This window comes from Actinoallomurus sp. NPDC052308, assembly GCF_040679195.1.
In the GTDB taxonomy this organism is placed as follows: domain Bacteria; phylum Actinomycetota; class Actinomycetes; order Streptosporangiales; family Streptosporangiaceae; genus Actinoallomurus; species Actinoallomurus liliacearum.
On sequence record NZ_JBFAUM010000027.1, the window covers coordinates 26,637 to 44,698 of the forward strand.

Below are 18,062 nucleotides of genomic sequence, written 5' to 3' on the forward strand. Positions count from 1 at the left end.
CTGGTGTTCGAGGACGGGGGACGCTCGGGGGTGCGCGCTACGCGCTTCGGTCGATTGTGGTGATCTCGACGCACTCGCCGCCGTTCTGTCCGCTGCGGCTCGACTTGCGCCAGTCGGTGTTGTCCGGGTCCATGGTCGCGGGTCAGGCGTCGCGGTCGATCGTCGCGACTTCGACGCAGTCGCCGCCGTTCTCTCCGCTGCGGCTCGACTTGCGCCAGTCGGCGTTGTTCAGGCCCATCGTTCCTCCGCCGTGTTGCGAATGAATTCGATCGACTCGTGCTGGGGCATGGCGTGCGCCTTGATGGTCTCCCATACCTCCGAGAGGACCGCCAAGTCGTCTCGGCCGCTCGTGACGATGCCTTTGATGGCTGTCTCCACGTAGGCCACGTCGTTCCCGTCCACGGTCGCGATGGTGAACGCTCCCAGGCTTCGGGGGTTCACCGCTGAGCGTACAACTTGAACCGTGAGCCGGGGAGAGGCCGATTCGGCCAGCGCCATGAGCTGGTCGTACATGACTTTTGCCCCACCTCGCTCCCGGTGGAGCGCCGCCTCGTCGAGCACGAAATGCATCGCCGGCGGTGTTTCCTGGTGCCTGATGGACTGCCGATCCATCCGCGTTGTGACAGCGGCCTCATCGCCCTGAAACAGGGCCCGCGCGTACTCCTCCGTCTGGAGCAGTCCGGGGACGAGGGCGAGCCCGAACGACCGGACGACCGACGCTCTCTGCTCCTCTTCAAGCCAGGGGCGGAACCAGCCTGGCAGGCATTCGTTGTCGAGCTGGTCGTAGACGGCCATGAGGGCGCCGCGGGGGAGGGACAGGGCCTCTTCGATGGAGGCGACCTGTTCGCTTCGGGGACGGAGCTGGCCGGTTTCGAGGTTGCTCAGCCAGCCGTCGGAGTAACCGAGGCGGTTGGCTAGGTCCTTTTGCAGCATTTCGGACGCATCGCGATATGTGCGTACGAGCCGTCCGAGAGTGATGAGCGTTGGGCTCGATTGTCTGCCCATGACACCCCTTTCGCCGGATTTTATCCCGCTCCACGCCATCCTGGCGTGGCCTGTTGGCATCGACCCTGCGGTCAAGGCCGTTCTCAGGGTAAAGCGCATTGGCCATTGTGGGGGTGGAAATCAGCGACGGAGGCACTTCTCATGCAATGTCGAAGAATCGTCCGGACATCTACACCTGTCGCACAGCACGGCCATGACGTCGCCGGATGAGCTCAGGCGGTCCGTCGACCGGCTCCGCGACGTCCTCGAATCACTCGGCTCCGAGGGAACGTCGATAGCGGTCGACCTCACTCTTCTGGACCGTCTCGTGCAGCGTTATCCGGCGGCCGCCCGAAAAAGCCTCGAGCTGCACGAGGGAAAGCGGTTCTCGCGCAGCGCCGTCCTTCGCCCGCGCTCCTATCAAGGGAAGGAATGATCACCATGATTCCTGGACCGGATATCGATCGAGGAGAGAAGTGGCGGCCGTTCGGCGGCCGGGTCACCGCCAGGCGACCGGGCATGCTGCGGTGGGAGCGCCACTTCGCCGGCACGCCCGAGCAGGTGGGCGCCGCCCGTACGTTCGTGAGTGAGTTGTTCGCCGACGCTCCGTTCGCCGGGAACGCGGCCTGGATCACCGGAGAACTGGCCACCAACGCCATCCGCCACTCCGCGTCCGGACGTCCCGGCGGGACGTTCACCGTCGCGCTGTGCCGCTGGCCCACCTTCGGCGAGATCCACGTCATCGACGCGGGCGGGCCGAAGGAGCCCCGCCTTCCGGGGCGGGACCCGGTCGGCGCCGCCATCGAGGAAGGCGACGACCTGCCGGAGAGCGGGCTGGGCCTGTACGGCATCGGCGCCTTGGCCGACCACTACGGCACCTACCGGCACCGAGACGGCAGCCGTGTGGTCTGGGCACGACTGCGGTCCGACCGATCCGGCTGAAACGCAGCGGCGGCGTTCGCGGCAAGGTCGCTGCGATCGGCCGCTTTTGGGCACGCCGCCTACCGGGCGAGCCATGGTCGGCTACGTTGACGCCGTCGTTGACCTGCCAGATCCGGCGAAACGGGCGGCGGACCGTCGGCAACGGCGTCAAGGTGGCAACAGCGGCAGCAGAGCGGCAGCAACGGCGTCAAGGCGGCGGCAGCGGCGGCCAGGCTGCGGGGTTCGGCTCATGGGCGCGGTCCTGCGGTGTGCCGAATGCTCGGTTACTGCGGTCGCGATCCGGGAGAAAAGGTGCAGGCTTGTTGAGCCGGCGTCGCTTCTACCGAGTCTTCCGCTCGGTGAGCACCTGGGATGCGACCGTTCCGGGCACCCAGGGGCCCGCACGCGAACCTCGGTGGTCGATGCGGTCCGCGACATGTGAGTCCGCGACATGGGGGACCACCCGAGCGATCGCGTCCGGGGCTCGGCGGTCCGGATCGGCGTCCGGCCGGGCCTCTAGGGTGAGTGGACATGACGACTGAGCGGTGGGCGCTGGGCGGCGATCTGAGCGTCGCGAGGATCGGGTACGGCACGATGAAGCTGACCGGTTGGCCCAGAGGAGACCGGCCCGATCGGGAGACCGCCCTGGCCGTGCTGCGCCGGGCCGTGGAACTCGGCGTCAATCACCTCGACACCTCGAACTACTACGCGCGCGACGGCGTGGCGGCCAACGAGCTGATCCGGGAGGCGCTGTCCCCCTACCCGGACGACCTGGTGATCGTGACCAAGATGGGTGCGCTGGTCGAGGGTTCGGACATCGCGCTGCCCGCCGAGGAGAAGACCGGTCTCACATCCGACAACCTGCGCCGGGGTGTGGAGGCGAACCTGCGCTCGCTCGGCGTGGACCGCCTGGACGTGGTGAACCTGCGGATGGGCGACCTCGACCGCGCCCAGACGTCTCTGGCCGAGCCCCTGGAAGCCCTTCTCGCGCTGCGGGAGGAGGGCCTGATCCGTCATCTGGGCGTCTCCAACGTGACCGCCGCAGAGCTCGAGCAGGCCCGTGCGATCGCGCCGATCGCCTGCGTGCAGAACCTCTACAACCTTGCCCAGCGCGACGACGATCCCATGGTCGACGCCTGCGCGGAGGCGGGCATCGCGTACGTGCCCTTCTTCCCGGTGGGCGGCTTCCAGCCGATCACGGCCGAGCGCCTGGAGGCCGTCGCCGCCCGGCACGGGGCGACCGTGCCGCAGATCGCCCTCGCCTGGCTGCTGGCCCGGTCGCCGAACATCCTGCCGATCCCCGGCACCGGCTCCCTGGCGCACCTGGAGGAGAACGTCGCCGCCGCCACGCTGAAGCTGAGCCCGGAGGACCTCGAGGAACTTGAGTAAGGGGCATCAACCTCAGCATCGAGGTGGAGGACGTCCGGCCTCAATCGCCGTCCACGGGCCGAAGATGGGCGGCCGGCGCGGCTTCGAATTCCGGGTCGTGGTCACAGGCGCGCCGATCGGCGGCGACCGATTCGGGCAGCGGTCACCGGATGAAAGGCGTGGCCGGGTCGGGGACCTCCGACAGCAGGCGGCGGGTGGTGGAAAGGCCCCAGTCGTCGAGGTCGGCGATCCGGTCGGAGGACGCGCGCAGACCGCCGTACCGCTCGACGGTGCGGGCCCACTCCTCGCGGCGTTCCACCGCAGGGCGGGCGATCAGGCAGTCCGGGTCGTTCACCCAGAACCGGCCGTGCTGCCACGCCCGTCCGACCGTGGTCGTCGCGGCGGCGCGCTGCGACGGGCGGGACATGTCCCCGCCCGCCGGCTCGTACGCGGGGTCGACGTCGGGGGAGACGCGCATCGCGTCGACCAGGCCGACGCTCGGCAGGATCGGCGCCCCGCAGCCCAGAACGTACGCCTCGGGCCCCACCGCCTCGCGGATCACGATCAGGCCCTGCCGGTAGGCGTCCAGGCCGCCGAGCGCCCCCGCGTACATGAAGTCGAGCTTGAAGTAGTCGAAGCCGTACGACCGGAGCGTCCCGAAGATCTCGCGTAGGTGGTCCTCGGCGCGCTCGATGTCGAGTCCCCGCAGGTCCTGGTCCCAGTTGTGGCCGGCGTCGCCGCTCAGCCAGTCGGGATGGACGCGGGAGAGGCGGCTGCGCGCGCCGACGAGGAACGGCGCGATCCAGATGCCGGGCCGCCGTCCGGCCTGGCGGATGCGGTCGGCCAGGCGTTCCAGCGAGGTGAATCGGCCGGAGTAGGCGAGCCAGTCGCCGATCTCGGCCTGCCAGCCGTCGTCGATCTGGATGACCTCCACGGGCAGGTCGTGCCTCCCGATGGCCTCGAGGTTCTCCAGGACGTCGTCCTCGGTGACCCCGCCGAAGTAGTGGTACCAGGAGCACCACGCCGTGGGCGCCCGGCGGGGCGCGCCTGCCCCCGCGCGGGCAGCGAATCCGTCCGCCCAGGCGGCGAGCGCCGACTCGATCGGCCCCTCGTGGACCGTCTCCTCGATCTCGCCGTCCGCCTCGACGTGGAGAGCGCCGTCGGCGTACGTCGCCCGGATCGAGGGGACCTCCGTACGGCCGTCGGGCGCGGCGTACACCCGGACGGGGCCGCCGTCGCCCGGGTCGACGGCGAGCAGGCCCTCGCTTCGGAAGCCCTGCTCCGGGCCGGGGCGGTCCGGGCGCCAGCACATCGTCTGGATCGCCGGTGCCGCCGGGCGGTGGCTCGTCCCGGTGACGGGGTATGTCGTCGAGGGACTCCAGCTCTGCCAGCCGTGCTCGTACACCCGGCCCTTTTCGGGATCAACCTTTGGTCGCGCCACCGGTGAGACCCTTCACGAAGTGCTTCTGCAGTGCGAGATAGAAGATGAGCACCGGCAGCGTCGCCAGGAACATCAGGGCGAAGACCGTGCCGAAGTCGGCCTGGTACTGCCCGATGGCCCGGTAGATGCCGGTCGTGATCGTCGTGCCCTGGCCCGGTCCGAGGATGACCAGCGGGTCGATGAAGTCGTTCCAGATCCACACGCCGAGGAAGATCAGCACGCTGGCGGTGGCCGGGCGCAGCAGCGGAAAGACGATGCGCCAGAAGATCTGGAACCGCCCGGCGCCGTCCATCGCCGCGGCCTCCTCCAGCTCGACGGGAATCGACCGGGTGAAGCCGGTGAAGACGAACACCCCGAACGGCACGTAGTAGCCCACGTTGAACAGCACGAGACCCTGGATCGTGGTCATCAGGTGCGCGAACCGCAGCACCTGTGTGATCGGGATCAGGATGACCTGCGGAGGGATCATCAGGCCGCACAACAGGAGCAGGGTGAGCCACCGGCCCCACCGGCTCTTGCTGCGGGCCAGGTAGTGCCCGAGCATCGACGACAGCACGGTCAGGATGAGGATCGACAGCGCCGTGACGACGACGCTGTTGGTGAGGCTCACCCAGAACAGCTGGTCCGGGCGGGTCAGCACGGCGGTGATGTTGTGCAGCGTCGGCGGGATCGGCAGCGACGCCGGCGACTTGGCGATCTTCGGGCCGGGCTTGATGACGTTGACGCACACGACGTACAGCGGCACGAAGAAGATCGCCGCGACGGCGGTGGCCACGAGCGGCCGGATCGAGCGCCTCACAGGCTCACCTCTCGCTTCTGCAGGATCCGGAGCGCGACCGCGGAGGCGATGGCCACGATGATCAGCATGACGATGGCCATCGCGGAGGCGTAGCCCTGGCGGTTCGCGTTGAAGCCGGTCTGCAGCACGTTGAAGGCGATCGTCGCGGTGGTGCCGGTGCCGGGACCGCCGTTCGTGATCACCTGGATGTGGTCGAACGCCTTGAACCCGGTGATCAGCATGACGATCGTGTTGATGGTCAGCGCGGGGGCCAGCAGCGGCCACGTGATCTTCCGGAACCGTTCGATCGGCCCGGCGCCGTCGATCTCCGCCGCCTCGTGCAACTCCTGGGGGATGCCCTGCAGCCCGGCGAGGTAGACGACCACGCAGAAGCCCAGCATCTGCCAGGACAGGATCGCGCCCACGGAGTACAGCGCGTACGACGGGTCGGACAGCCAGCCCGGCGGATGCGCGACGCCCATCCCGCGCAGCGCCTGGTCGACCAGGCCGTCGTCGGCGAGCAGACGGGTCCAGACGATGCTGACCACGACCGAGCTGAGCACGACAGGCGTGAAGAACACGCTGCGCAGCGCGACATAGAGCCGGCCCCGGCGGTCGAGCAGCAGGGCCACGCCCAGGCCCAGGACGTTCGGGACGATCACCACGATGAGGGTCAGGATCGTCGTGACCTTCAACGAGGTGAGGAACTCCGAGTCCGTGAACAGGTCCGTGTAGTTGCTCAGCCCGACGAACCTCGTCTTCGGCCCGAACGGGTTGTAGTTGGTCAGGCTGTACCCGACGCTGACGGCGATCGGCGCCAGCACGAAGCAGACGTAGACCAGCACGCCCGGCGCGCCGAAGGACAGGAAGTGCCGTACACGCGGCCAGACCGGCCGCCGGCGGCGGGCGACCGCCGGCGAGCCGGTCCGCGTGGGCGGACGCGCCACTTCGACCGCCATGTCAGGAGGCCTTCTGCCATTCGGAGTCGAGGAACTTTCCGACGTCGGCCGCGCTCTTGCGCCCCGTCACCAGGTCGCCCATCGACGTGCTCCACTTGTCCGCGACACCGGGCAGCATGCCGTCGTCGCCGGCCTCGAAGCCGAACGCCGGGACCACCGCGTTCTGGGACTCAGCCCGCTTGAACATGTCGTAGCCGGCCGTGAAGACGGGCCCGGAGCCCGCCGGCGGGGTGTACCCCTTGATCGCCGGGAAGAGGCCGTCGTTCTTGGTCGAGGCGTCGAGGTTGGTCTTGTCGAGCTGGTACGCGAGCGCGAACTTCTTGGCCGCGTCCAGGTTCTTGGAGTGTGCGTTGACCAGCAGGCCGCCGCCGGTGAAGGTCGGCACCGCGAGCTTGCCGTCGTCGGATGGCCAGAAGAACTGCCCGATGTCGAAGGAGGGCTTGGTCCTCGGGTCGTCGGCCGCCGCGGCGAACCAGTTGCCCATCGCGTACATCGCGCCCTTGCCGGATAGGAACGCCGACTGGGTCGCGGCGTAGTCCTGCGACAGCATTCGCTTGTCGATGTAGCCCTTGGACGCGAGGTCGGCGAGTTTGCCGGCGGCCTTCACGTAGTCCGGGCCGGCGAACTTCACCTTGCCCGCGCGGCGGTCGTGCATCCAGTTCGGGTTCTTGGCGTACAGGTCCGTGCCGAGGATGCCGGCGAACGTCGGGCCGAGCGCGTCGTGGATGTCCTTGCCGCCGCCGACCACGAACGGCGTGATGCCCTTGGCCTTGAGCCTCGCCGCGTCGGCCATCATCTCGCCGTACGTCTTCGGCGGGGTGGCGATGCCGGCCTTGGCGAACAGGCCCTTGTTGAAGTAGACGACCGGGATCGTCTGGCTGTTGGCCGGGAGCTGGTAGATCTTGCCGTTCACGGCGCCGTTGTTCGGGTAACTGAAGTCCGTCAGCTCGTTCGGCTGCCAGGCGTACAGGTTGCCGGACTCGGCGAACCCGGCCGGCGAGACGGCGATCATCACGTCGGGGAGCTGCCCGGAGGTGAGCAGTTGCTTGGCGTACGCCGTGCGGTCCTGCGTCGGCGAGACGAGCTTCTTCACCGAGATGTCGGGGTACTTGTCGGTGACCCGTTTGATCGCCGCGTCCCAGACCTGCGGGGTCTGGTTGGGCGTCTCGAACACCAAGAACGTGATCTGCTTCTTGCCCCCGCCACCGCCGGAGCCGTTCTTGACCGAGCATCCGGTCATCGCGGCGACGGCGAGCACGGCCGCCGTCCCCAGCGCGATGATTCTCTTCACTGCGCCCACCCATCTCCCGCCAGGACAGCGAAAGGGACTCGAGACCTCCGACCTCTAGACCCGCTCCGCGCTGGAAAGGCTCGCCGGATACGCGATTTGACACGTATTGGTAGGATCACTTCCTACTTGTGGGCAGGAGTCGCTGTCAAGGGTCATTGGAAAGGTCCCTGCTGAATGCGGGTGGGAGTCGTCCCCCACTCGGTAGGGGCCTGCTTCAGCGGGAGTCGTCCACGTCCCGTACGGGCCCGGCGTCGACGACGGCCAGTTCGCCCACCGTCTCGGACAGGGCCTTGCGGGCATCGTCGTCGATGCCGGAGTCGGTGATCAGCACGTCGGCGTCGCCCAGCCGCGCGATCGTGGACAGGCCGACGGTGCCCCACTTGGTGTGGTCGGCGAGGACCGCGAGGCGGCGGGCCGCGGTGACCATGGCCCGATCGGTCTCGGCCTCCATGAGGTTGGGCGTGGTGAACCCGGCGCGGGTGCTCATGCCGTGCACGCCCAGGAGCAGCAGGTCGACGTTGAGCGACCGGATGGCGCTGAGCGCGACCGGGCCGACGAGCGCGTCCGAGGGCGTGCGGATGCCGCCGGTCAGGACGATCGTCTGGTCGGCGCGGGCGGCGCGGTAGAAGACGTCGGCGATCCGTACGGAGTTCGTGACCACCGTGAGGTCGGGCACGTCCGTCAGGTGGTGGGCGAGGGTCCACGTGGTGGTGCCCGCGGACACGGCGATCGCCGTGCCGGGGCGGACGAGCTGGGCGGCGCGCCGGGCGATGGCCTCCTTCTCCTGCCGCTGGCGCACCGACTTGGCCGCGAAGCCGGGCTCCTCGGTGGACGCGGTGCCGACCGTGGTCGCGCCCCCGTGCACCTTCGTGACGAGCCCGCGTTCGGACAGCACCTCGAGGTCGCGGCGGATCGTCATGTCCGAGACGCCGAACGCCCGGACGAGGTCGGCCACGCGGACGCCGCCGCGCTGCTGGACCAGCTCAAGGATCGCCTGCTGCCGCTGCTGGGCGAGCATCGTCCCCCCTTCACGCGTCGGGGCACCGGGGGCAGCGTCCCCTCCGAAACGACAGATGTCAACGCTGTCCAACAGGTGACTTATTTGGGTCTTGTTGGTTCGTGTTGACGGAGGTACGAATGCGGCGATCGTCGGATCACTCGACGGGAGCCTCGGGGGCAGCCGGACCGGACCAGCATCGGAAGGAAGGCAGAGCATGCGGACACGCGCACTCGGCGGCGCCTCCATCGCGGTCGCCGTCGTCCTCGGCCTTGCCGCCTGTTCGTCAGGCAAGGAGAGCACCTCCACCAACGCGAGCAAGAAGGTCTCCGGGAAGATCTCCATCGCCTACCTGCAGAAACAGGGGGACCAGCAGTACTTCATCGACGAGGCCCAGGGTGCCCGGGCCAAGGCCGGGCAGCTCGGCGGCGTGGACGTCAAGGTCGTCAACCTCGGCAACGACACCAACAAGGCCGTCTCGGAGACCCAGGCCGCGATCGCCCAGAAGGTCAACGGCGTGATCATCGTGCCGCCGGACCCGGCCGTCGGCCCGCAGATCGTGCAGACCGCCGCGGCCGCCAAGGTGGCCCTGCTGTCCAGCGACGACCAGATCTGCAAGAACGGCACCGACCCGTCGAAGTGCGCCAAGGACCAGCTCGTGCCGCGCGTCGGCTTCTCCGGCACCCAGATGGGCACCCAGGTCGGGCAGCGCGCCGGCGAGGAGTTCAAGAAGGCAGGGTGGAAGGCCGCCGACACCGCGATCATCGCCGCCTGGAAGCAGGACGTGACCGTCTGCACCGACCGGGTCGTCGCCGCGCAGGCCGCGTTCGAGCAGGCCGCCGGGGTCAAGGTCCGCGTCGTCAAGGTCGGCACCGACAACACCCCGCCCGACGCCCAGTCCAAGACCGCGGCGGCCGTCTCCGGGAACCACTCGGTCAAGCACTGGGTCGTCTGGGGCTGCAACGACGAGAACGTCTCCGGCGCCGTCAACGCCATCCAGAACGCCGGGTACAAGGCCGCCGACGTCGACGGCGTCGGCCTCGGCGCGTACCTCGCCTGCAAGGACTGGGGCTCCGGCAAGCAGACCGGCATGCGGGCCGCGCTGTTCATCAACGGCTACGACGTCGGCGGCCTGGCCGTCCAGACGATGGTCGACTACCTCCGCCAGGGCAAGGCCATGCCGCAGGAGGCGTTCGCCCCGACCAAGATGGTCGACCCCACGAACTGGCGGCAGTCCGGCGTGAAGTGCACCTGACCCCCTGATGTCACCGGCGTCCGCCGGTCGATCGGGGCGGTGCGGCGCCGCCACGCTGTACCGCCTCACCGTGCGCAACCCCAGAGGAGACGATTGCATGCGCACAGTCCGTTCCCTCACCTCCGCTCTCACCGCACTCGCGGTGGGGGCCGCGTCCGCCGTCGCCCTCGCCCTCACCTCCGCCGCGCCGGCGGCGGCGCTCGACAACGGCCTGGCCCTGACCCCGCAGATGGGTTTCAACAACTGGAACGCCACCCACTGCGGCGCGGACTTCAACGAGGACATGGTGAAGGGCATCGCCGACCTGTTCGTGTCCTCAGGCCTGAAGGACGCCGGCTACGAGTACGTCAACCTCGATGACTGCTGGGCCGAGCACGATCGCGACGCGAACGGCGACCTGGTCCCGAACAGGACGCGCTTCCCGAGCGGGATCCGGGCGCTCGCCGACTACGTGCACTCCAAGGGCCTCAAACTGGGCATCTACAGCAGCGCGGGGACCATGACCTGCGCCAACACCATGCCCGGCGCGCTCGGTCACGAGGAGCAGGACGCCAGGTCCTGGGCGTCCTGGGGCGTCGACTACCTCAAGTACGACAACTGCAACAACCAGGGTGTGGACGCCGTCCAGCGCTACACCAAGATGCGCGACGCGCTGAAGGCGACCGGGCGGCCGATCCTCTACTCCCTCTGCGAGTGGGGTTCCAACAAGCCCTGGCTGTGGGGCAAGGACGTCGGCGATTCCTGGCGCACCACGGGGGACATCTCCGACAGCTACGGATCCATGCTGTCGATCGTCCACCAGAACATGGTCCTCGCGCAGTACGCCGGGCCGGGGCACTGGAACGACCCCGACATGCTCGAGGTCGGCAACGGCGGCATGACCGACACCGAGTACCGCTCGCACTTCAGCCTCTGGTCGATCATGGCGGCCCCGTTGCTCATCGGCACCGACCTGCGCAAGGCGTCCGCCACGACGATGTCGATCCTTGAGAACAAAGAGGTCATCGCCGTCGACCAGGACAAGCTCGGCGTCCAGGGCGCACCGATCAGCACCGAGGGCGGCCGTGACGTGTTCGTCAAACGACTGGCGAACGGTGACCGCGCGGTAGCGCTGTTCAACGAGGCGGACTCCCCGCAGCGGATCGTCACCTCGGCGAGCGACATCGGCCTGCCCGCCGGGGCCGCGTACACGGTGCGCGACCTGTGGACGCACAGAACCCACGAGACCGCCGGCGTGATCGCCGCGACCGTTCCCGCGCACGGCACCGTGATGTACCGCGTCGCCGCGGACCGCTCCTGGGTGAAGTACCCGCCGGCGGTGGACCTCGGCATCGGCCTGCCGGTGGCCTACCCGGGCGCGCTGCCCATCGTCCAGCCCGGCGAGGACGCCACGGTGACCACCACCGTCGCAAACGCCGGCCGCCGGCCGGCACTCCGGGTGAGGGCCACGCTGACCGGCCCTGACGGCTGGACGGTCGAGGCCGCCTCCGCGCGGACCCGCTCGGCGCTGCCGACCGGGAGGTCGCTGACGACGAACTGGACGGTACGGCCCCCGGCCGACGCCACGCCCGGCACCTACACGCTGACCGCCCTGGCCGAGACCACCGATGAGACCCTGACGAGCACCGCGCAGGTGACGGTGCTGACGCTGGCCGCGCCGCCGTCCGGCACGTCCTACCTCAGTGACCTGACGTGGGTGCGCTCGGCGAACGGCTGGGGCCCGGTCGAGAAGGACCGGAGCAACGGTGAGACCGGGGCCGCCGACGGTCACCCGATCACCATCAACGGCGTCGTGTACCAGAAGGGACTGGGCGCGCACGCCCCGAGCAGCATCGAGTACTACGTCGCCAAGCGCTGCACGGCGGTGTCCGCCGATGTGGGCGTGGACGACGAGAAGACCCAGAACGGCTCGGTCACCTTCGAGATCTGGGCCGACGGCGCCAAGGTCGCCGACAGCGGCCTGCTCACGACGGCCGACCCGGCCGAGCACCTGACCGCGGACGTCTCCGGCGCCCAGTTCGTCCGGCTGATCGTCACCGACGGCGGTAACGGAACCGACAGCGACCACGCGGACTGGGCCGACGCGAAGGTCACCTGCGCCTGACCCTCACGCGGGGCGGCCCCGGGCCGCCCCGCCCTCGCACGTCGTCCGGCCGCGCGCCGGGAGAGGAGGAGCCATATGACGGAGCCGCGGGCTGCGGGAGGAGGCCGGACGACGGAACTGCGGGCCGTGGGCGTCTCCAAGCGGTTCGCCGGGGTACGCGCCCTCGACGACGTCACGCTGGACTTTCCCGGCGGCGCCGTCACCGCCCTCATGGGCGAGAACGGCGCCGGGAAGTCCACCCTCATCAAGATCATCAACGGTGACCACCTGCCGGACGGCGGGCGGATCCTCCTCGACGGCGCGCCACTCGCGCTGCACGCTCCCGCCGACGCCCGGCGCGCCGGCATCCGGGTGATCCCCCAGGAGCCCGAGATCGTGCCGCACGTCTCGGTCGCCGAGAACGTCTACCTGGGCGCGCTGCCCCGCAGGGCCGGCCGGACGTTCGACCGCGCCGGGCTGCGCGCCCGGGTCCGCGCGGACCTGCGGCGGCTCGGCTTCGAACGCGTCCTCGACCCCGACACCCTCGGCTCGCGCCTGACGGCCGCCCAGCGGCAGCTCGTGGAGATCCTCCGCGCCCTGACCACCGATGCGAAGGTGATCGCGTTCGACGAGCCGACGTCGTCGCTGTCGGAGAACGAGGTCGAGGCGCTGTTCGCGCTGATCGGGCGGCTGCGCGACCAGGGCCTGGCGGTGATCTACGTCTCCCACCGGTTGCAGGAGATCTTCCGGCTCGCCGACCGCATCGCCGTGCTCCGCGACGGCGGGCTGGTCGGCGTCCGCGACGTCGACCGGACCGACGAGGCCGAGATCGTACGGATGATGGTGGGCCGCGACCTGTCCGACATGTTCGCCCGGGGGCACAGCGCCACGGACGAGGTGGTGCTCGAGGTCGACTTCGTGACCACCGACGACGTCCGCGACGTCAGCCTCACCGTACGGGCGGGCGAGGTCGTGGCGCTGGCCGGGTTGGTCGGCGCGGGCCGGTCCGAGCTGGCCGGGGCGATCGTCGGCGACCTGCCGATCCGCTCCGGCGAGGTCCGGGTCGGCGGCCGGCCGGTGCGCCTGCGCCAGCCCCGCGACGCCGTACGGGCCGGCATGGGGTACGCGCCGGAGGAGCGCAAGGCCCAGGCCCTCCTCCTGGAGCGGTCGGTCCGCGACAACACCTCCCTCGTCGTGCTGGACCGGCTGCGCCGGTTCCGATTCGTCCGGCGCGCCGAGGAGCGCCGCCTGACCAGGGAGTACGTCGACCGGCTCAATGTCCGTACCCCCGGCATCGAGCACGAGGTGCGCAAACTCTCGGGCGGCAACCAGCAGAAGGTCGTCCTGGCGCGCTGGCTGGCCCGCAAGCCCAGAGTGCTCATCCTCGACGAGCCGACGCGCGGCATCGACGTCGGCGCCAAGGCCGAGATCTACCACCTCATCGACGACCTCGCCCGGTCGGGCGTGGCCATCCTCGTCATCTCCTCGGAGCTGCCCGAGGTGCTGGGGCTGGCCGACCGCGTCGTCGTCATGCAGAACGGCCACGTCACCGGAGAACTCGCCCGCGCCGACGCCACCGAGGAGGCCATCCTCGGGCTCGCCATGGCCGAGGACCTGTCCACGATCGTGCAGGAGGGACCCTAGTGACCGAGCGAAGCGAGGGAACCGATAAGCAGAGCACCTTGGTCATGAGGCCGACGAAGGAGGTCTCATGACGAGGATGACCACTGCCCGCGAGCCGGTGGACGCCGAACCACGGGAGAGCGCGGCCCGCCGGATCCTGACCGCGATCGGCCCGCAGAACATCAGCCTGGTCGCGGCCCTGGTCGTCGTGGTCGCCATCTTCACGTTCCTCAACTCCGGCTACCTGACGTGGTCGAACGTCCAGGTGATCGGGGAGGCCGCCACCGTGGCCGGGCTGCTGGCGGTGGTGCAGACCGTCGTCATCATCTGCGGCGCGATGGACATCTCCGTCGGCTCCCAGGCCGGCGTCGCCTCCGTCATCTCCGCGATGGCGTTCATGTCGACCGGGCACGACCCGTTCCTGGGGATCGCCGCCGCGGTCGGCGTCGGCGTCGTGGCCGGGTTCCTCAACGGCCTGGTCATCGTGTACGGGCGGGTCAACCCGGTGATCGCGACGCTGGCCACCCTCGCGGCGTACAAGGGCGTCGCCCAGCTGATCTCCGGCGGCCGCGCGCAGGGCTTCGTCCTCGGTGACGACCTGTTCATCTTCATCGCCCGCGGCCGGATCGCCGGACTGCCGGTGCAGGTCTGCGTCCTGCTGGTGGTCGCGCTGGCGATCCACCTGATGCTCAAGTACACCGACGTCGGGCGGAACGTCTACGCCATCGGCGGCAACGACACGGCGGCGCGGCTGGCCGGCATCAACATCAACAAGTACCTGATCTCGGTGTACGTACTGGCCGGGATCATCGCCGCGCTGGCCGGGATCATCCTCACCGCCCGTACGGGCTCCGGGCAGCCGACGAGCGGCAGCGAGGGCCTGGAACTGCAGTCCATCACGGCGGCCGCGCTGGGCGGCGCGGCGCTCAAGGGTGGCAAGGGCGGGGTGGCCGGCACGCTGCTGGCCGTCCTGCTGCTCGGCGCCCTGAACAACGGCCTCAACGTCGTCGGCGTCAACACGTTCTGGCAGAACGTCGCGCAGGGCGCCCTCCTCGTCATCGCGGTGATCATCCAGCAGCGCCGTACGGGCGAGCGGGCGGTCGGCCTGCCCACCTGACCCGGTTCCCGCACGCTTATCCCGATGCGGTGGGGTAGGCATGTGTCATCGGCGATCTCGGGGAGGAGACACATGCTCGGACTGCCGGACGGGGTCACGGCCTGCCTGTTCGACATGGACGGAGTGCTGACCCGCACCGCGACGGTGCACGCGGCGGCGTGGAAGGCGATGTTCGACGAGTTCCTGCGGCAGCGCGAGGGGCCGTCGTTCCGGCCGTTCGACGAGGTCGAGGAGTACGACGAGTACGTCGACGGCAAGCGCCGGGAGGACGGGACGCGCTCGTTCCTGGAGTCGCGCGGCATCACCCTTCCGGAGGGCTCGCCCGACGACCCGCCGGGCGCCCCGACGATCGAGGGACTGAGCAAGCGGAAGAACGAGCTCGTGCTGCGCATGCTCGAGGAGAACGGCGTCGAGGTGTACCCCGGGTCGGTGGACTACGTACGGGCCGCCCGCGCGGCCGGCCTGTCCACCGCGGTGGTGTCGTCGAGCGCCAACACCGCGCAGGTCCTGGACGCCGCCGGCATCGCGGACCTGTTCGACGCGCGGATCGACGGGCTGACGGCCAAGGAGCGGAACCTGGCGGGCAAGCCCGCGCCCGACATGTTCCTGGCCGGGGCCGAGGCGCTCGGCGTTCCGCCGTCGCGGGCGGTGGTCTTCGAGGACGCGCTGGCCGGCGTGGCGGCCGGGCGCGCGGGCGACTTCGGGTGCGTCGTCGGCGTCGACCGGATCGGCCAGGCCGCGGCGCTGAAGGAACACGGCGCCGACATCGTCGTGGCGGACCTGTCGGAGCTGCTGACCGGCGAAGGCGACGGTGCCGGTAACGGCGACGGCGAAGGGGAGCGCGCATGATCCGGCAGGCCGCGTACACGGTCGAACCCTGGTGCGTCCGCGAGCAGACCCTGGACCTGGACACCCTGGCGCAGAGCGAGTCGGTGTTCGCGCTGTCCAACGGCCACATCGGGCTGCGCGGGAACCTCGAGGAGGGCGAGCCGCACGGGCTGCCCGGCACCTACCTGAACTCGGTGTTCGAGCTGCGGCCGCTGCCCTACGCCGAGGCAGGCTACGGCTACCCCGAGTCCGGGCAGACCGTCATCAACGTCACCAACGGCAAGCTGATCCGGCTGCTCGTCGAGGACGAGCCGTTCGACGTCCGCTACGGCGAGCTGCGCTCCCACGAGCGGACGCTCGACTTCCGCGCGGGGACGCTGACGCGGAAGGTCGAGTGGACGTCCCCGGCGGGGGACTCGGTGCGGGTCCGCACGGTCCGGCTGGTCTCGCTGGTGCAGCGCGGCGTCGCGGCGATCCACTACGAGGTCGAGGCCGTGGACCGGCCCATGCGCATCGTCGTGCAGTCCGAACTGGTCGCCAACGAGTCCCTGCCCGACTTCGGCAAGGACCCGAGAGCGGCCGGGCGGCTGGAGTCTCCGCTGGTCGGAGAGGAGTCGGTGGCCGACAAGGACACCGCCGTCCTGGTGCACCGCACCCGCCACAGCGGGCTGCGGGTCGCCGCGGCGATGGGCCACGAGGTGGAGGGCCCCAACTGCAAGATCACCGCGGACAGTTTCGAGGACGTCTGCCGCTACACGATCGCCACCCGCCTCCAGCCGGGACAGCGGCTGAGCGTGGTGAAGTACCTCGCCTACGGCTGGTCCAGCCGCCGGTCCCGGCCCGCGGTGCACGACCAGGTGATCGCCGCGCTGGCCGCGGCCAAGATGACCGGCTGGGACGGACTCGTCCGCGAACAGCGCGAGTTCCTCGACGACTTCTGGGCGGGCGCCGACGTCGAGGTGGAGGGCGACGCCGAGGTCCAGCAGGCCGTACGGTTCGGGCTGTTCCACACCCTGCAGGCCGGTGCCCGCGCCGAGCGCCGCCCCATCCCGGCGAAGGGCCTGACCGGTCCCGGCTACGATGGTCACACGTTCTGGGACACCGAGACGTTCGTGCTCCCGCTGCTGACCTACACCCGGCCGGAGGCCGCCGCGGACGCCCTGCGCTGGCGGCACTCGACCCTCGACCTGGCCCAGGAACGGGCCGAACAGCTCGGGCTGGAGGGCGCCGCGTTCCCGTGGCGGACGATCGCCGGGCAGGAGTGCTCCGGGTACTGGCCGGCCGGCACGGCGGCGTTCCACATCAACGCGGACATCGCCGACGCCGTCATCCGCTACACCGACGCCACGGGCGACGAGGACTTCTCCCGCGACGTCGGCCTCGACATCCTCGTGGAGACCGCGCGGCTGTGGCGCAGCCTCGGCCACCACAACGCCAAGGGCAGGTTCCGCATCGACGGCGTCACCGGCCCGGACGAGTACAGCGCGCTGGCGGACAACAACATCTACACGAACCTCATGGCTCAGCGGAACTTCCGGGCCGCCGCCGACCTCGCCGAGGAGTACCCCGAGCAGGCGCGCCGGATGGGCGTCACCGAGGAGGAGACGGCGGGCTGGCGGGACGCCGCGAACGCCATCGTCATCCCCTACGACAAGCGGCTCGAGGTGCATCCGCAGAGCGAGGGCTTCACCCACCACGCGCGCTGGGACTTCGAGAACACCCCGTCCGACAACTATCCGCTGCTGCTGAGCTACCCGTACTTCGACATCTACCGCAAGCAGGTCGTCAAGCAGGCCGACCTCGTGCTGGCCCTGCACCTGCGCGGCGACGCGTTCACCGCCGACGAGAAGCTCCGCGACTTCGTCTACTACGAGGGCCTGACCGTACGCGACTCCTCGCTGTCGGCCTGCACCCAGGCCGTGATCGCGGCCGAGACCGGGCACCTCGAGCTCGCCCACGACTACCTCGGCGAGGCCGCGCTGATGGACCTGCGCGACCTGGAGCACAACACGCGCGACGGCCTGCACATCGCCTCCCTCGCCGGTACGTGGACCGCGCTCGTCGCCGGGCTCGGCGGGATGCGGCAGTACTCGGCGCGGCTGAGCTTCGCGCCCCGGCTGCCTCCCGGCATCGCGCGGCTCTCCTTCCGGATGCGGTTCCGCGGACGGCGCCTGAAGGTCACGTTCGGCCACGACGCGGCGGTGTACGAGCTGCTGGACGGCGAACCGCTGGAGATCGACCACTACGGGCGGCCGGTCCGGCTCGACGGCGGCGCCGTGCGGGTCGACGTGCCGGTGGTCCCGTCCCGGCCCAGTCCCGCGCAGCCGCCCGGCCGCGAGCCCGTCCGCCGCGAGGGGACCGCCCGGTAGGGTCGCGGGTGTCCTCCCGATGCGAACGGGGATGATCTGTGTGATCAT

Annotated in this window: 17 protein-coding genes; 9 read left to right on the forward strand and 8 right to left on the reverse strand. The window is 70.0% G+C overall.

Features of this window, described 5'->3' with window-relative positions:
* Positions 1 to 37: 37 nt before the first annotated feature.
* Genes AB0L00_RS37470 through AB0L00_RS37480 form a run of 3 tightly spaced genes read right to left on the reverse strand, consistent with a single transcriptional unit; the run spans position 38 to position 1,104 of the window.
* Positions 38 to 133, reverse strand: a complete 96-nt coding sequence (locus AB0L00_RS37470; protein ID WP_364442182.1) for a DUF397 domain-containing protein — start codon at positions 131 to 133, stop codon at positions 38 to 40.
* A gap of 9 nt (positions 134 to 142) precedes the next feature.
* Positions 143 to 238, reverse strand: a complete 96-nt coding sequence (locus AB0L00_RS37475) for a DUF397 domain-containing protein (RefSeq protein ID WP_364442183.1) — start codon at positions 236 to 238, stop codon at positions 143 to 145.
* Positions 229 to 1,104 carry a Scr1 family TA system antitoxin-like transcriptional regulator gene (locus AB0L00_RS37480; RefSeq protein WP_364442185.1) on the reverse strand — a complete coding sequence of 292 codons (876 nt, stop codon included), beginning with the start codon at positions 1,102 to 1,104 and terminating at the stop codon, positions 229 to 231. Before AB0L00_RS37480 ends, AB0L00_RS37475 begins: the two co-directional genes overlap by 10 nt.
* On the opposite strand from AB0L00_RS37480, the gene AB0L00_RS37485 reads away from it, so the two are divergent.
* From AB0L00_RS37485 to AB0L00_RS37495, 3 genes are all read left to right on the forward strand, one after another.
* A complete protein-coding gene (locus AB0L00_RS37485; RefSeq protein ID WP_364442265.1) occupies positions 1,004 to 1,420 on the forward strand; it encodes a hypothetical protein in 417 nt (138 codons plus the stop codon). The genes AB0L00_RS37480 and AB0L00_RS37485 overlap by 101 nt on opposite strands.
* A 5-nt stretch (positions 1,421 to 1,425) precedes the next feature.
* Complete coding sequence (locus AB0L00_RS37490) at positions 1,426 to 1,926, forward strand: ATP-binding protein (RefSeq protein ID WP_364442186.1); 501 nt, start codon at positions 1,426 to 1,428, stop codon at positions 1,924 to 1,926.
* 510 nt (positions 1,927 to 2,436) lie between these two features.
* Positions 2,437 to 3,294 (forward strand): oxidoreductase, encoded by an 858-nt coding sequence (locus AB0L00_RS37495; protein WP_364442188.1) that lies wholly within the window; start codon positions 2,437 to 2,439, stop codon positions 3,292 to 3,294.
* Between the two features lie 142 nt (positions 3,295 to 3,436).
* Here AB0L00_RS37495 and AB0L00_RS37500 read toward each other — a convergent pair whose 3' ends face one another.
* The 5 genes from AB0L00_RS37500 to AB0L00_RS37520 form a co-directional block, all read right to left on the reverse strand.
* Positions 3,437 to 4,714 (reverse strand): glycoside hydrolase family 36 protein, encoded by a 1,278-nt coding sequence (locus tag AB0L00_RS37500; protein ID WP_364442190.1) that lies wholly within the window; start codon positions 4,712 to 4,714, stop codon positions 3,437 to 3,439.
* Complete coding sequence (locus AB0L00_RS37505; RefSeq protein WP_345361122.1) at positions 4,695 to 5,513, reverse strand: carbohydrate ABC transporter permease; 819 nt, start codon at positions 5,511 to 5,513, stop codon at positions 4,695 to 4,697. The genes AB0L00_RS37500 and AB0L00_RS37505 overlap by 20 nt, the downstream gene beginning before the upstream one ends.
* On the reverse strand, positions 5,510 to 6,451 hold the full coding sequence (locus AB0L00_RS37510) for a sugar ABC transporter permease (protein WP_364442192.1): 942 nt from the start codon (positions 6,449 to 6,451) through the stop codon (positions 5,510 to 5,512). Before AB0L00_RS37510 ends, AB0L00_RS37505 begins: the two co-directional genes overlap by 4 nt.
* Position 6,452: 1 nt before the next feature.
* A complete protein-coding gene (locus AB0L00_RS37515) occupies positions 6,453 to 7,742 on the reverse strand; it encodes an extracellular solute-binding protein (RefSeq protein WP_364442194.1) in 1,290 nt (429 codons plus the stop codon).
* A gap of 214 nt (positions 7,743 to 7,956) precedes the next feature.
* The gene (locus AB0L00_RS37520) at positions 7,957 to 8,760 is read right to left on the reverse strand and encodes a DeoR/GlpR family DNA-binding transcription regulator (protein ID WP_364442196.1); all 804 of its coding nucleotides are present in this window, start codon (positions 8,758 to 8,760) and stop codon (positions 7,957 to 7,959) included.
* A gap of 196 nt (positions 8,761 to 8,956) precedes the next feature.
* Here AB0L00_RS37520 and AB0L00_RS37525 point away from each other — a divergent pair, with 196 nt between their 5' ends.
* The 6 genes from AB0L00_RS37525 to AB0L00_RS37550 all read left to right on the forward strand — a co-directional run bounded on the left by AB0L00_RS37525 (position 8,957) and on the right by AB0L00_RS37550 (position 18,014).
* Complete coding sequence (locus AB0L00_RS37525; RefSeq protein ID WP_364442197.1) at positions 8,957 to 9,994, forward strand: substrate-binding domain-containing protein; 1,038 nt, start codon at positions 8,957 to 8,959, stop codon at positions 9,992 to 9,994.
* Positions 9,995 to 10,091: 97 nt separating this feature from the next.
* Positions 10,092 to 12,098, forward strand: a complete 2,007-nt coding sequence (locus AB0L00_RS37530) for an NPCBM/NEW2 domain-containing protein (RefSeq protein ID WP_364442199.1) — start codon at positions 10,092 to 10,094, stop codon at positions 12,096 to 12,098.
* Positions 12,099 to 12,173: 75 nt separating this feature from the next.
* On the forward strand, positions 12,174 to 13,721 hold the full coding sequence (locus AB0L00_RS37535; protein ID WP_364442200.1) for a sugar ABC transporter ATP-binding protein: 1,548 nt from the start codon (positions 12,174 to 12,176) through the stop codon (positions 13,719 to 13,721).
* A 67-nt stretch (positions 13,722 to 13,788) separates the two neighbouring features.
* Positions 13,789 to 14,817 (forward strand): ABC transporter permease, encoded by a 1,029-nt coding sequence (locus AB0L00_RS37540; protein ID WP_364442202.1) that lies wholly within the window; start codon positions 13,789 to 13,791, stop codon positions 14,815 to 14,817.
* 72 nt (positions 14,818 to 14,889) lie between these two features.
* Positions 14,890 to 15,666, forward strand: coding sequence for a beta-phosphoglucomutase family hydrolase (locus AB0L00_RS37545; RefSeq protein WP_364442204.1), 777 nt, complete (start codon positions 14,890 to 14,892; stop codon positions 15,664 to 15,666).
* A complete protein-coding gene (locus tag AB0L00_RS37550; protein ID WP_364442205.1) occupies positions 15,663 to 18,014 on the forward strand; it encodes a glycoside hydrolase family 65 protein in 2,352 nt (783 codons plus the stop codon). The genes AB0L00_RS37545 and AB0L00_RS37550 overlap by 4 nt, the downstream gene beginning before the upstream one ends.
* Positions 18,015 to 18,062 lie beyond the last annotated feature (48 nt).

Coding starts and splice junctions, on each gene's coding strand:
- AB0L00_RS37545 (WP_364442204.1), top strand. CDS start 14,890: ATGCTCGGACTGCCGGACGGGGTCACGGCCTGCCTGTTCGACATGGAC.
- AB0L00_RS37520 (WP_364442196.1), bottom strand. CDS start 8,760: ATGCTCGCCCAGCAGCGGCAGCAGGCGATCCTTGAGCTGGTCCAGCAG.
- AB0L00_RS37535 (WP_364442200.1), top strand. CDS start 12,174: ATGACGGAGCCGCGGGCTGCGGGAGGAGGCCGGACGACGGAACTGCGG.
- AB0L00_RS37495 (WP_364442188.1), top strand. CDS start 2,437: ATGACGACTGAGCGGTGGGCGCTGGGCGGCGATCTGAGCGTCGCGAGG.
- AB0L00_RS37470 (WP_364442182.1), bottom strand. CDS start 133: ATGGACCCGGACAACACCGACTGGCGCAAGTCGAGCCGCAGCGGACAG.
- AB0L00_RS37525 (WP_364442197.1), top strand. CDS start 8,957: ATGCGGACACGCGCACTCGGCGGCGCCTCCATCGCGGTCGCCGTCGTC.
- AB0L00_RS37490 (WP_364442186.1), top strand. CDS start 1,426: ATGATTCCTGGACCGGATATCGATCGAGGAGAGAAGTGGCGGCCGTTC.
- AB0L00_RS37475 (WP_364442183.1), bottom strand. CDS start 238: ATGGGCCTGAACAACGCCGACTGGCGCAAGTCGAGCCGCAGCGGAGAG.
- AB0L00_RS37480 (WP_364442185.1), bottom strand. CDS start 1,104: ATGCGCTTTACCCTGAGAACGGCCTTGACCGCAGGGTCGATGCCAACA.
- AB0L00_RS37510 (WP_364442192.1), bottom strand. CDS start 6,451: ATGGCGGTCGAAGTGGCGCGTCCGCCCACGCGGACCGGCTCGCCGGCG.
- AB0L00_RS37550 (WP_364442205.1), top strand. CDS start 15,663: ATGATCCGGCAGGCCGCGTACACGGTCGAACCCTGGTGCGTCCGCGAG.
- AB0L00_RS37530 (WP_364442199.1), top strand. CDS start 10,092: ATGCGCACAGTCCGTTCCCTCACCTCCGCTCTCACCGCACTCGCGGTG.
- AB0L00_RS37485 (WP_364442265.1), top strand. CDS start 1,004: ATGACACCCCTTTCGCCGGATTTTATCCCGCTCCACGCCATCCTGGCG.
- AB0L00_RS37540 (WP_364442202.1), top strand. CDS start 13,789: ATGACGAGGATGACCACTGCCCGCGAGCCGGTGGACGCCGAACCACGG.